Raw genomic sequence first — 11871 nt, 5'->3', positions numbered from 1 at the left:
AGGGTTCGCAGGGTCTTTGCTTTCGACGTTGGCGCCGCCCCTCACCTGCCTGCCGGCATCCTCTCCCCGTAAACGGGGCGAGGGGCGCTCTCGCCGCCGCTTTCGCCAATCGCCAACGCTGCAAGAGAGGGGCCGACATCGCGGCGAGCCCCTTTCTCCCCGTCACTATACGGGGAGAAATGCCCGGCAGGGCAAGGGGCAGCGCCGACAGTCGACGCCCTGCGCCACCGCTTCTGACAAGCAGTGATGCAAATTGCCTGTCGCCCCGCTTGCGCATGATGCCTTCGCCAGCTTTTCTGACGCTCTGAGAGATTCGGCGAGGCAGCATGGACACGGTCACAATCGGCGCAACAGGCATCTCGGTTTCGCTCGATCTCGCCGTCGGCCATATCGCCGCCATGGAGGTCGAGGCCGGCGGCCGCGTCCTGAAACCGCTGCACCGCGCGCCCTGGGTCGGCTCGCCGCGCGAGAAATTGCCGGAAAACCTGCCCGAAGGCACAGTGCGCCTCTCCGGCGATTTTCTCTGCGCGCCGTTCTCCACCAGCGATGTCGAGGCCGCGCCCCTGCATGGCTGGACGGCCAACGGTGAGTGGGATGTCGTCGAGAACAGCGCCATCGCCGGCGGCTGGCGCACCGTCTTTCGGCTGCGCCGCAAGGTCATGGGCGCGGCCGTCGACAAGGTCTTCACGCTCCGCGACGGCCATCCCTTCCTCTACCAGGAGCATATCTTTTCCGGCGGCTCCGGCGCGATTTCCGTCACCCATCATCCGATGACGGCGATGCAGGACGGCGGGCGTCTGGCCTTCTCGCCGAAGCGCATGGCGGTCACCCCGGCGACTCCCCTGGAACCCGATCCGGCGCGCGGCCGGTTTCGCCTGGCCTATCCGGCCCGCGCCACCGATCTGACGCATTTCCCGCTCGCGGCCGGCGGCACCGCCGATCTCACCGACTACCGTATGGAAGACCGGCGCGAGGATTTCATCACCCTGGTCGAGGCCGATCATGGCGGACCGGGCTGGACGGCGCTTGCGCGGCGCGCCGAGCAGGATCTGGTGCTGGTGCTGAAGAACCCGGCCGAGCTGCCGGTCACCATGCTGTGGTTCAGCAACGGCGGCCGCGACTACGCGCCCTGGAGCGGCCGTCACATCGGCGTGCTCGGCATCGAGGACGGCCGCGCCGCGGTCGGCCACGCCGCCTCGCTCGGCGACAACTGGCTGAAGCAAGAAGGCGTGGCGACGGCCTTGGCGCTTGCCGAGGGGCGCAGCGTCTCGTTCCGCCATGTCATCGGCGCGGTTCCGTTCGCCGAGGGCGAGCCGCCAACCGGCATCGAACCGGAGGGTGGGCGCGTGCGTCTTGTGGCGGCAGACGGTTCGGCAAGGGACATCGCCTTTGACAGCGAATTCCTGCGTATCGGCCGCTCTGTTCCGGCCTGAGTGTTCGGGACAGAGCTTTGAGCTCGTCATTCCAGGGCGAAGCAGGAGCGAAGCTCCGTAGCGGAGACCCTGGAATCCATGCCGTTACCTCAGCCGAGGAGCGCATCGGAGCAGAATTCTGAACCGCGGCAGCGCTCAGACGTCACGGCATGGATCCTATGGTCTGCGCTGCGTCGCTTCGCTCCTTGCTCCGCCATAGGATGACGACGGGATGGGCGTCTCGGCTAATCTCGAAGGCACGCACTTGCCAACGACCGTCGAAAGGTCGGCATCAACGAACCCCAATTTGAAATTTCCGCCGACAGCCGCCAAGATGCGGCCCGGAATCGCTAGCGAAGAGGCGCTGATGTCTGACTTGGCCCATATCACTGCCGACATCTTCAAGCGCGCCGGCAAAGCCAGGCGTTTCGTCGTTGCCATTGCCGGCCCGCCGGGGTCCGGCAAGTCGACCATATCGGGCAGGCTGCATGAGCTGCTCCCGGAGGGCACGTCCGAAGTCGTGCCGATGGACGGCTTCCACTATGACGACATCGTGCTCAACCGGCGCGGCCTGCGCTCGCGCAAGGGCGCGCCGGAGACCTTCGACTTCGCCGGCTTCGAGACGCTCTTGAAGCGCATCCGCTCCGGCGAGCCGGACATCGCCATTCCGGTCTTCGACCGCAGCATGGAATTGTCGCGCGCGGCGGCCGAGATCGTTTCCGCGGACACGAAGTTCATCCTGGTCGAGGGCAACTATCTGCTGCTCGACGAGGAGCCGTGGTCGCGGCTGGCGCCGTTGTTCGATTTCACCATCTTCGTCGACGTGCCGCGCAACGAGCTCGAGCGCCGGCTGATGGAGCGCTGGCGGGGCCACGGCAAGTCCGACGAGGAGGCCCGCGCCTGGATCGCCTCCAACGACATGCCGAACATCGAGCGTGTGCTAGCGCGCCGCCGCGAGGCCGATCTGGTGATTGGTTAACCTGCTCAATTTTCAATATTTTTGGGCGGGAACCTTAAGACTTACAGGTCGTTATGCCCCTATCCCGAATTGTCCGGCGCTGAAGCAATTCCAGGAAAAGTGCGTAGCGGTTTTCCGTCAGGAATTGCGCAAAAGCAAATAGCAGGAACCGTCTGATGGCAACCAAGACCAGAAAACCCGCGCCCGCGAGAAGCAGGGCCAATCAATCCAGGACGGCGCAATCGACGACTGCCGAGCGGTCGAAAGACGCCAAGCCGGCCTTCGGCAAGGCGCCGCCTAAGAAAGTCGTGCCTGGCGCATCGCACAAGGTCGCCGCGAAGGCGGCGAAACCGCATAAGCCGGCGGCGAAGTCAGGCCCGATCCGCACCGTGGCGAGCGTCGCGACGGGGGCAGTGGTGGCCACCGCGCGGCTTGCCGCGTCCGTGCTCGGCCGAGGCCGCGCCAAAACCGGGACGAAATAGGCCTTTCAACTCCTCGCCGGAATGGTGAGGCCGCTCTGCACGGCCGGTCGCGCAAGGCCGCGCTCCAGCCACGCCGCGACGGTCGGAAAATCATCGAAGCCGACGAGGTCCCGCGCCTCGTAGAAGCCGATCAGGTTGCGCACCCAGCCGAGCGTGGAAACATCGGCGATGGTGTAGTCGTCGTCCATGATCCATTGCCTGCCCTTGAGCCGTGTTTCCAAAACGCCGATGAGGCGCCTCGACTCGTCGCGATAGCGCTCCAGCGGCCGCTTGTCGGCGATCTCGCGCCCGGCGAATTTGTTGAAGAAACCGACCTGGCCGAAGATCGGGCCGATCGCGGCCATCTGGAAGAACACCCACTGGATCGTCTCGTAGCGGCGGATCGGATCGGCCGGGATGAGCTTGCCGGTCTTGTCCGCGAGGTAGAGCAGGATGGCGCCGGATTCGAACAGCCCGATAGGTTTTCCGCCGGGCCCGTTCGGGTCGATGATCGCCGGTATCTTGCCGTTCGGGTTGAGCGACAGGAATTCCGGCGTCCAGCTTTCATTCCTGCCGATGTCGACATAGTGCGGCTCGTAGGGCAGACCGATCTCCTCCAGGGCGATCGAGATCTTCACACCGTTGGGTGTCGGAGAGGAGTAGAGCTGCAGAAGGTCGGGGTGCTTGGCTGGCCAGCGCTTGGCGATCGGAAAGGCGGACAGATCGGTCATCGGGGCTCCGGATGCGGATTGGCGCCGGGCGGCGCGCGTGGCGGGTGGGCAAGAATTAGGATCCCGGCCCTTCGGGATCAATATGCCGGCAGCCAGCCCGCCGTGCACGCACAAGCGCGTTCCGGTGGATGGCGGGCGTTCGTGTCAGATCGCCCGTGTCAGATCGACTTGAAGGCCAGCACCGCATTGGTGCCGCCGAAGGCAAAACTGTTGCTCAGCGCGGCGCGCACCTTGCGCTCGCGCGCTACGTTCGGCGTCACGTCGAGATCGCATTCTGGGTCGGGCTCGCGGAAATTCGCCGTCGGCGGCACGATGCCGTCGCGAATCGCCATCACGCAGGCGATCATCTCCAGCCCGCCCGATGCGCCGAGGCAATGCGCGTGCATCGACTTGGTCGCGGAGACCGAGAGCGCGCTAGCATGCTCGCCGAAGACGCGCTTGATCGCCGCAGTCTCGATCTGGTCGTTGGCCTTGGTGCCGGTGCCATGCGCGTTGAGATAGTCGACGTCTTCGGGATTGAGCCCGGCATCCACCAGGCAGAAGCGCATCGCCGCCTCCGGTCCCTCGATCGTCGGGGCGACAATGTCGGAGGCGTCGGCCGAGAAACCCGCGCCCGCGATCTCGGCAAGGATGGTGGCGCCGCGCGCCATGGCGTGGTCGTAGCTTTCCAGCACCGCCATGCCGGCGCCCTCGCCGAGCGACAGGCCCTGGCGGTCGGCGGAGAACGGCCGGCAAGTGTCGGGCGCAAGCACCCTCAGCGCTTCCCAGCCCTTGAGCACGCCCCAGACCAGCGGCGCTTCAGTACCGCCGGCGACCATGACGTCGGCGCGGCCGAGCCGGATCTGGTCGACCGCCGAGGCGATGGCGTGGTTGGCCGAAGAACAGGCCGAGGTGACGCCGAACACCGGCCCGCGCAGGCCGAGATTCATGCTGACCTGGCCGGCAGCCGCGCCCGGCATCACCTTCGGCACGGTGAAGATGGCGGCACGGTTGCGTCCTTCGAGCAGGATGGCGCGGTAATTTTCCTCGATCGTCTCGAAGCCGGCGACGCCGACGCCGACAATGGCGCCCATCCGGTAGGTGTTGTCGGCATGCGCGACCAGTCCGGACTGCCGCATCGCCTCTCGCGCCGCGATCACCGCCAGCAGGCTGAAACGGTCCATCGACACCACTTGCTTGCGGTCGATGCCGTGATCGGGCAACGCCTTGATTTCGCAGCCGACCTTGACCTTCAGGTCATGCAGCGAAGGGTTGTCGATCGGGCCGATTGCCGAGCGGCCGGCGCGCATCGCGTCCCAGATCGCGGCTACATCGTTGCCGAGCCCGCATATTCCGCCAATGCCGGTGATGACGACGCGCTTCAGCATGCAGTCAGGCTTTTTTCGCGATCAGCTCGCGAACCGCCTCGACCATGTCGCCGACGTTCTTGAGGTTGCTCCAGGCGTCGACCGTGTTCATCTCGATCTCGATGCCGTACTTCTCCTCGAGATCGAAGATGATCTCGGTCAGCTCCAGCGAATGGATCCCCAGCGCGTTGAGATCGGTGCTGGTGGTGATTTCCTCGCCGCCGGTCTCGGCATGGGCCTTGATCTTTTCGATGATTTCGGTCGTCAGCTGATCAGCCATTCGGTTCCTTCCCCTGTCGTTTTCCGACGCCAACTGATCAGCGCCCCTTCGTGCCTGGAGTCACTAACGTCGTCGCCCCTACCTCGCCAGGCATCGCGTGACCGCTCCAAGGTGGCTCCCTCTATAGAAACCGAAACGATGTCAAGCAACAAGCTATATATCGACAATGCCGCCGGAGTGCTTAACGTTGGGGTCATGGACGTGATCGACGATACCCTGGTTTCCCCGCCTGCCGCCCAACGTGTTGCCGGGCGAGGCAGGCTTTTCTGCGGCAGAAGCGGCGGCCGGACCCGCCTCCGGCGCCTCTACCAGGACGGATCGGCCAAGATCCGCATGCCGGCGGTGCAAGGCGACCCGCTCGAGGCCGTGCTGATCAACACGGCCGGCGGATTGACCGGCGGCGACCGGCTTGGCTGGTCGATCGAGGTTGGCGAGGGGGCCTCGGCCTCCATCACCACCCAGGCCTGCGAGAAGGTCTATCGCGCCGCATCCGATCGCGTCGAGACGACGATCAGCCTGGATGTCGGCGCCGGCGGCCAGATTGCCTGGCTGCCGCAGGAAACGATCGTTTTCGACCGGGCGGCCTTTGCAAGGACGCTCGATGTGACGCTTGCGGGGAGCGCCGAAGCGCTGCTGCTGGAGGCGACGTTGTTCGGCCGACTAGCGATGGGCGAACAGACGGTCCTGGGCAATTTCCATGACCGCTGGCGGGTTTGGCAGGATGGCAGGCTCGTCCATGCCGAGGATTTTCGCATCGGGCCGGATATCGCAGCAGGCCTCCAGCTGCGGGCCGTAGCCGGCGGCGCGTGCGCGATCGCAACGATGCTTCTCGTCTCCCCGCGTGCGGAAACCCTGCTGGAGCCGGCGCGCGCCGTCATCGGCGATCAGGGCGGCGCCAGCCTCTGGAACGTTGGGCAATCTGGCAAGCTTCTTGCGAGGCTCATCGCCGGCGACGGCTACCAGCTCCGCAAGCGGCTGGTTCCGCTTGTCGAACTGCTCAACGGGCAGGCGGGCCTGCCCAAATTATGGTCACTCTGATCTCGAATGCGTTGATCTTGAATACTGGGAAGTCGCATGAACCTGACGCCGCGTGAAAAGGACAAGCTGCTCATCGCCATGGCGGCGATTGTCGCGCGCAAGCGGCTGGAACGCGGCGTCAAGCTCAATCACCCCGAGGCGATCGCGCTGATCACCGACTTCGTCGTCGAGGGCGCCCGCGACGGCCGCTCGGTGGCCGATCTGATGGAGGCCGGTGCCCATGTCGTCACCCGCGCCCAGGTCATGGACGGCATTGCCGAGATGATCCACGACGTCCAGGTCGAGGCGACGTTTCCCGACGGCACCAAGCTGGTGACCGTGCACGAACCGATACGGTGAGGAGAGACCGATGCTGGAGCTCAGGCCCAATTGCGAATGCTGCGACAAGGATCTGCCGCCGGAGGCTGTCGATGCGCTGATCTGCACCTTCGAATGCACCTTCTGCGCCAGTTGCGTGGAAAACATTCTCGGTGGCGTGTGCCCGAACTGCGGCGGCAATTTTGCGCCGCGCCCGATCCGGCCTGCGGCGATGCTGAAGAAATATCCGGCCTCGACCAAGCGTGTGCTCAAGGCGGAGGGCTGCGGCCCCCGCCAGGCCGCATGATCATTTCCCGATGCATGTCGCCCAAAAGTGTGCAGCGGTTTTGGGTAGCGACATGCATGAAAATATTAAATGGAAGGCAGACCCCATGATTTCCGCTTCGACGAAACGAACCACGCTTGCCGCCCTCCTGCTCTTGGCGGCCGCGATGCCGGCTTACGCCCATGTCGGCATCGGCACGACCTCCTCCTTCGCCGCCGGCTTCGCGCATCCGCTGTCCGGCCTCGACCATATGACCGTGATGATCGCGGTCGGCCTGTGGGCGGCGATCAAGGGCGGCAGGGCGGTGTGGGCATGGCCGCTCGCCTTCGCCGGCGTGATGCTGGTTGGCGCAGCGCTTGGCATGCTGCATGTGCCGGTGCCCTTCGTCGAGCCGGGTATCCTCGCTTCGGTCGTGGCGCTCGGGTTGCTGGTGGCGCTGGCGGTCGACCTGCCGGTCTCGGCGGGCGTGGCCGTCATCGGCCTGTTCGCCCTGTTCCACGGCCATGCGCATGGCACCGAAGTGCCGGAGAATGCCGGCGGCCTCGAATACATGGCGGGCTTCGCCGTAGCGACGGTGCTTCTTCATGCCATCGGCATCGCGGCCGCGCTCGGCCTTGGGCTGCGCTTCCGCGCCTTGGCGCGTGTTGCCGGCGCCGCCTGCGCGGCGGTCGGCGCTGGCCTTGCCTTCTGCATGCTGTGAGGCGGCGATGATCCCGGGCGAAGTCATCACAGCAAAGGGCGATATCGAGCTGAACAAGGGTCTGCCGACGGTAACGCTGAAGGTCGCCAACAGCGGCGACCGTCCGATCCAGGTCGGCAGCCACTATCATTTCTTCGAGACCAACGAGGGGCTGAAATTCGACCGCGAACAAGCCCGCGGCATGCGGCTTGACATCGCCGCCGGCACGGCCATGCGCTTCGAGCCCGGCCAGGAACGCGACGTCACGCTGGTGCCGCTCGGCGGCAAGCGCGAGGTCTATGGTTTCCAGCAGAAGGTGATGGGCAAGCTGTGAGGTCCGGCAAGCTGTGAGGTCTGGGGCGCTCAACTCACTTTGGAGGCTTGGCGGCCGCGTAGATGACGATCTTGCCGGGATTGTCGAACTCGACGGCAAGCACGTCCTCGGCAAGCACGCGCCGCGAATCGATGGCGTTGAAGAGCAGCGCGTTAGCCTCGATCTCCTGGCGCAGTTCCGCGACGTCGTCCTGATGCTGCTTCACCTTGTTCTCGATCGCCGGCGGCGGCCCGCCCTCGCTGCGCGCCGCATCCGTCAGGAAGACGATATCGACGGTGGCGAGCTTGGTCGTCTTGCGCACCGTGCCGATGTTCTCGCGTGTGCGGTCTATCGCGGTGATGACTTTGCCGGCTTCCGTCTTCGACAGCGCCTCTTCCTGCCGGATGTCGGAATCGACGATCGCCTCGCCCGCCTTGTTGCTGTCCAGCGGCTGCGCCGGGAACGCCGGGGCGGTGGCCACCAGAAGCATGGCCACGACAAGGGCTGGAAATCCTGTTCCGAGACATTGGGCGCTCGCCATCGCTCGCTCCTGATTGAACTTGTGGCGGGGCGAAAAAGGCGAAACGCGCCTTGTCGTCGGGAGGTTCCCGTGGCGATGCTGCTGACGGGCCAGCAACCGGCCCGTCAGCATGGGTGGTCAGCTCGCCTTCTTGGTGATCAGGGTCAGCGCACCGTTGGGCTGCAAGCTGGCCGCGATCACCTGCGCCGAGCTTATCCCCTTGGCTTCGAGCGCGGACTTCACCTTCGGCGTCGCGTCGATCGATTTGCGCAGAGTCTGCAGGCCGGCGTCGCCGCGTTGCGCCACGATCTGGTTGACCTGCGTTTGCGTGTCCTTCGGCAATTCCGTGATATCGACGATGTTGACGCTCTCGATCGTCGGCGTCTGAGCCTTCGGCGCGGCGGGAGCAGGCGCGGCCGGTGCAGGGCTTGGCTGCGGCGCGGGCTGCTGCTGGGCACCGGCCGCACCCGCCATCATCAAGCTGGCGGCTGCCGCGAAAAATATCGTCTTGCGCATGGATATTCCTTCCATCGGTTTGGCAAACGGTCGTTTTGGGCTGACGCGGCCACCTCAACCGCCAAATGGGATCGGAAAGTGTCGCCGAGCGGGTCATTGCGTGACCATTGGATGGCGACAATGTGCGTGCCACGCGCAAATAATGTCACTTTCGGCAACCTCACTTTCGGGAGCAATCGCTGATGGCCAGAGTAACCCGTGCCGCCTATGCCCAAATGTATGGCCCGACGGTCGGCGACAAGGTGCGGCTGGCCGACACCGAGCTCTTCATCGAGGTCCAGAAGGATTTCACCGTCCATGGCGAGGAGGTGAAGTTCGGCGGCGGCAAGGTCATTCGCGACGGCATGGGCCAGAGCCAGGTGCCGCGAGCCGGCGGGGCCGCCGACACCGTCATCACCAATGCGCTGGTCGTCGATGCGCTGACCGGCGTCGTCAAGGCCGATATCGGCCTGAAGGACGGCCGCATCGCGGCCATCGGCAAGGCCGGCAATCCCGATACCCAAGACGGCGTCACCATCATCATAGGGCCGGGAACCGAGATCATCGCCGGTGAGGGCAAGATCCTCACTGCCGGCGGCTTTGACGCGCATATCCACTTCATCTGCCCGCAGCAGATCGAGGAAGCGCTGATGAGCGGCATCACCACCATGCTCGGCGGCGGCACCGGTCCGGCGCATGGCACTTTGGCCACCACCTGCACGCCCGGGCCATGGCACATGGCGCGCATGATCCAGTCCTTCGACGCCTTCCCGATGAATATCGGCCTGTCCGGCAAGGGCAATGCGTCGCGGCCGGCAGCGCTCGAGGAGATGGTGCTTGCCGGCGCCTGCTCGCTGAAACTGCATGAGGACTGGGGCACGACACCGGCCGCGATCGACTGCTGCCTGTCGGTGGCCGACGCCTACGACGTGCAGGTAATGATCCACACCGACACGCTGAACGAGTCTGGCTTCGTCGAGAACACCGTGGCGGCGATAAAGGGCCGCACCATTCATGCCTTCCACACCGAGGGCGCCGGCGGCGGCCATGCGCCCGACATCATCAAGGTCTGCGGCCTGCCCAACGTCATCCCGTCCTCGACCAACCCGACGCGGCCTTACACGGTCAACACCTTGGCCGAGCATCTCGACATGCTGATGGTCTGCCATCATTTGTCGCCGTCGATCCCCGAGGACATCGCTTTCGCCGAAAGCCGCATCCGCAAGGAGACGATTGCGGCCGAGGACATCCTGCACGACATCGGCGCCTTCTCGATCATCTCTTCCGACAGCCAGGCCATGGGCCGCGTCGGCGAGGTCGCGATCCGCTGCTGGCAGACCGCCGACAAGATGAAGCGCCAGCGCGGTGCATTGCCTGAGGAAACCGGTGACAGCGACAATTTCCGCGTCCGCCGCTACATAGCAAAATACACGATCAACCCGGCGATAGCGCACGGCCTGTCCAAGGAGATCGGTTCCATCACAGTCGGCAAACGCGCCGATCTCGTGCTGTGGAACCCAGCCTTCTTCGGCGTCAAGCCGGAGATGGTGCTGATCGGCGGCACGATCGCGGCGGCTCCCATGGGCGATCCCAACGCCTCGATCCCGACGCCGCAGCCGATGCATTACCGGCCGATGTTCGGCGCCTATGGCAAGGCGCTGACCAACTCCTCGGTGACCTTCGTTTCGAAGGCGGCACTCGATACGGGCCTGCAGGAAAGACTAGGTGTCGACAAGGCGATGGTCGCGGTCGAGAACACGCGCGGCGGCATCGGCAAGCATTCGATGGTGCTGAACGATGCCACGCCGCATGTCGAGGTCGATCCGGAAACCTACGAGGTCCGCGCCGATGGTGAGCTCTTGACCTGCGAGCCGGCGACCGTGCTGCCGATGGCGCAACGGTACTTTCTGTTTTAGGGTCGTGCCTAGCAACGCACCTGGACCCGCCATGAACGAACAGAAGAAAGCAGCCCTGATTTCGAGAATGGGGCCGTTGGAAAAATACAATGGGGGTGTTACCCCGATTGTCATGCCGCTGGTTACGCTGGAGCAATATTTCGACGGAGCCGAGGGGGAAGCTGGCCTCTTGTGCAATAGTCACGTTGCGCCCAACAACGACGCGATCCTGGCGACGTTCAAGTCGATACGAGACCGACCTGAGGTCCAAGACATTAGGATAGCGATTACCCAGTGCGACACCGGAAAATGGCCGTTCTCCTACAAGATCGTCGTAGTAACACGCGCCAGCGAAGCCGAGGTGCTCGGCTGGCTGCCGCCTGGTTTCGAGCCCGACGAGACCTGGGAAGGAGACGTAGATCATCTGCCAGCCGAGAAGATCGAGATCCCGCCAGGCTTTCGAAAGCTATGGCTCTGGTACGATTGACGTAAAGCCGACCTATGCCCACCGAAATCGCCTCTCCCCACGACATCTTCCCGCATATTCGCATCGTCATGGGCATGGTGATCGGCCTCGGCGTGACGCGGCTTCTGTCGGGGTTTGCCCGCATCGTTCAGCATCCCGGCCAATACAAGCTCTATCCTGTGCATCTCGCTTGGGTTGGCTCGGTGCTTCTGATGCTGGTGCATTTCTGGTGGTGGGAGTTCGGGCTTTACGCCATCCAGTCATGGACCTTCGGCAAGTACCTTTTCATCATCTTCTACGCCATCACGCTCTTCCTGCTCTGCGCGCTGCTGTTTCCGGACTCGATGCTCGATTACACCAGCTATGAGGATTACTTCTATTCACGGCGCGCCTGGTTCTTCGGCCTGCTTGGCGCGACCTACCTGCTCGATATCATCGACACGCTGCTCAAGGGCCCGGAGCATTTCGCGCGCTTCGGCAACGAATATCTGATCCGCACGCCGGTGTTCGTCGCGCTTTGCCTGGTCGCGATCCTGGTGCGCGACCGCCGCTTCCACATCGCCTTCGTCGCGGCCGCCCTCATCTACCAGATATCGTTCATCCTGCGGCTCTTCGACACCATCGTCTGACTACAGTTGGGCGGCTGCTCGGAAATGGTCTAAAGCGCGTCGCGCTGAAACGGCGACACGCTTTA

The 11871-nt window shown here is 64.4% G+C and carries 16 protein-coding genes; 11 read left to right on the top strand and 5 right to left on the bottom strand.

Annotated features, from left to right (window positions below; translation table 11 throughout):
- Positions 1–326: 326 nt before the first annotated feature.
- The 3 genes from EH240_RS08445 to EH240_RS08435 all read left to right on the top strand — a co-directional run bounded on the left by EH240_RS08445 (position 327) and on the right by EH240_RS08435 (position 2852).
- Positions 327–1433 (top strand): hypothetical protein, encoded by a 1107-nt coding sequence (locus tag EH240_RS08445; protein ID WP_124997106.1) that lies wholly within the window; start codon positions 327–329, stop codon positions 1431–1433.
- Between the two features lie 346 nt (positions 1434–1779).
- The gene (locus tag EH240_RS08440; protein WP_124997104.1) at positions 1780–2391 is read left to right on the top strand and encodes a nucleoside triphosphate hydrolase; all 612 of its coding nucleotides are present in this window, start codon (positions 1780–1782) and stop codon (positions 2389–2391) included.
- Positions 2392–2546: 155 nt separating this feature from the next.
- The gene (locus EH240_RS08435; RefSeq protein ID WP_124997102.1) at positions 2547–2852 is read left to right on the top strand and encodes a hypothetical protein; all 306 of its coding nucleotides are present in this window, start codon (positions 2547–2549) and stop codon (positions 2850–2852) included.
- Between the two features lie 5 nt (positions 2853–2857).
- On the opposite strand, the gene EH240_RS08430 is transcribed toward EH240_RS08435, so the two are convergent.
- The 3 genes from EH240_RS08430 to EH240_RS08420 all read right to left on the bottom strand — a co-directional run bounded on the left by EH240_RS08430 (position 2858) and on the right by EH240_RS08420 (position 5188).
- Positions 2858–3562, bottom strand: a complete 705-nt coding sequence (locus tag EH240_RS08430; RefSeq protein ID WP_124997100.1) for a glutathione S-transferase family protein — start codon at positions 3560–3562, stop codon at positions 2858–2860.
- A 158-nt stretch (positions 3563–3720) separates the two neighbouring features.
- Complete coding sequence (locus EH240_RS08425) at positions 3721–4929, bottom strand: beta-ketoacyl-[acyl-carrier-protein] synthase family protein (RefSeq protein ID WP_124997098.1); 1209 nt, start codon at positions 4927–4929, stop codon at positions 3721–3723.
- Positions 4930–4933: 4 nt separating this feature from the next.
- The gene (locus EH240_RS08420) at positions 4934–5188 is read right to left on the bottom strand and encodes an acyl carrier protein (RefSeq protein ID WP_124997096.1); all 255 of its coding nucleotides are present in this window, start codon (positions 5186–5188) and stop codon (positions 4934–4936) included.
- A gap of 195 nt (positions 5189–5383) precedes the next feature.
- On the opposite strand from EH240_RS08420, the gene EH240_RS08415 reads away from it, so the two are divergent.
- The 5 genes from EH240_RS08415 (at position 5384) to EH240_RS08395 (ending at position 7822) form a co-directional block, all read left to right on the top strand.
- The gene (locus tag EH240_RS08415; protein WP_124997184.1) at positions 5384–6226 is read left to right on the top strand and encodes an urease accessory protein UreD; all 843 of its coding nucleotides are present in this window, start codon (positions 5384–5386) and stop codon (positions 6224–6226) included.
- A 36-nt stretch (positions 6227–6262) separates the two neighbouring features.
- A complete protein-coding gene (locus EH240_RS08410; RefSeq protein WP_124997094.1) occupies positions 6263–6565 on the top strand; it encodes an urease subunit gamma in 303 nt (100 codons plus the stop codon).
- Between the two features lie 10 nt (positions 6566–6575).
- Positions 6576–6830, top strand: coding sequence for a DUF1272 domain-containing protein (locus EH240_RS08405; protein ID WP_124997092.1), 255 nt, complete (start codon positions 6576–6578; stop codon positions 6828–6830).
- Between the two features lie 85 nt (positions 6831–6915).
- Positions 6916–7509, top strand: coding sequence for a HupE/UreJ family protein (locus EH240_RS08400; RefSeq protein ID WP_124997090.1), 594 nt, complete (start codon positions 6916–6918; stop codon positions 7507–7509).
- Positions 7510–7516: 7 nt separating this feature from the next.
- Positions 7517–7822: an urease subunit beta gene (locus EH240_RS08395; protein WP_124997088.1), complete on the top strand. Its 306-nt coding sequence runs from the start codon at positions 7517–7519 to the stop codon at positions 7820–7822.
- A gap of 34 nt (positions 7823–7856) precedes the next feature.
- Here the strand turns inward: EH240_RS08395 and EH240_RS08390 are convergent, their stop codons facing one another.
- Together EH240_RS08390 and EH240_RS08385 are read right to left on the bottom strand one after the other, a co-directional pair.
- The gene (locus tag EH240_RS08390; RefSeq protein ID WP_425374776.1) at positions 7857–8342 is read right to left on the bottom strand and encodes a hypothetical protein; all 486 of its coding nucleotides are present in this window, start codon (positions 8340–8342) and stop codon (positions 7857–7859) included.
- Positions 8343–8459: 117 nt separating this feature from the next.
- Entirely contained in the window at positions 8460–8837 is a 378-nt protein-coding gene (locus EH240_RS08385) for a hypothetical protein (protein WP_124997086.1), read from the bottom strand.
- Between the two features lie 182 nt (positions 8838–9019).
- Between EH240_RS08385 and ureC the strand changes: the two genes are divergently transcribed.
- Genes ureC through EH240_RS08370 form a run of 3 tightly spaced genes read left to right on the top strand, consistent with a single transcriptional unit; the run spans position 9020 to position 11806 of the window.
- Positions 9020–10732 carry an urease subunit alpha gene (gene ureC / locus EH240_RS08380; protein ID WP_124997084.1) on the top strand — a complete coding sequence of 571 codons (1713 nt, stop codon included), beginning with the start codon at positions 9020–9022 and terminating at the stop codon, positions 10730–10732.
- Positions 10733–10763: 31 nt separating this feature from the next.
- Positions 10764–11198 (top strand): hypothetical protein, encoded by a 435-nt coding sequence (locus EH240_RS08375; protein ID WP_124997082.1) that lies wholly within the window; start codon positions 10764–10766, stop codon positions 11196–11198.
- 14 nt (positions 11199–11212) lie between these two features.
- Positions 11213–11806 carry a hypothetical protein gene (locus EH240_RS08370; protein WP_124997080.1) on the top strand — a complete coding sequence of 198 codons (594 nt, stop codon included), beginning with the start codon at positions 11213–11215 and terminating at the stop codon, positions 11804–11806.
- Positions 11807–11871: the final 65 nt, after the last annotated feature.

The organism is Mesorhizobium tamadayense (assembly GCF_003863365.1).
Classification (GTDB): domain Bacteria; phylum Pseudomonadota; class Alphaproteobacteria; order Rhizobiales; family Rhizobiaceae; genus Mesorhizobium; species Mesorhizobium tamadayense.
This window is presented reverse-complemented; position numbering and strand designations above follow the sequence as displayed.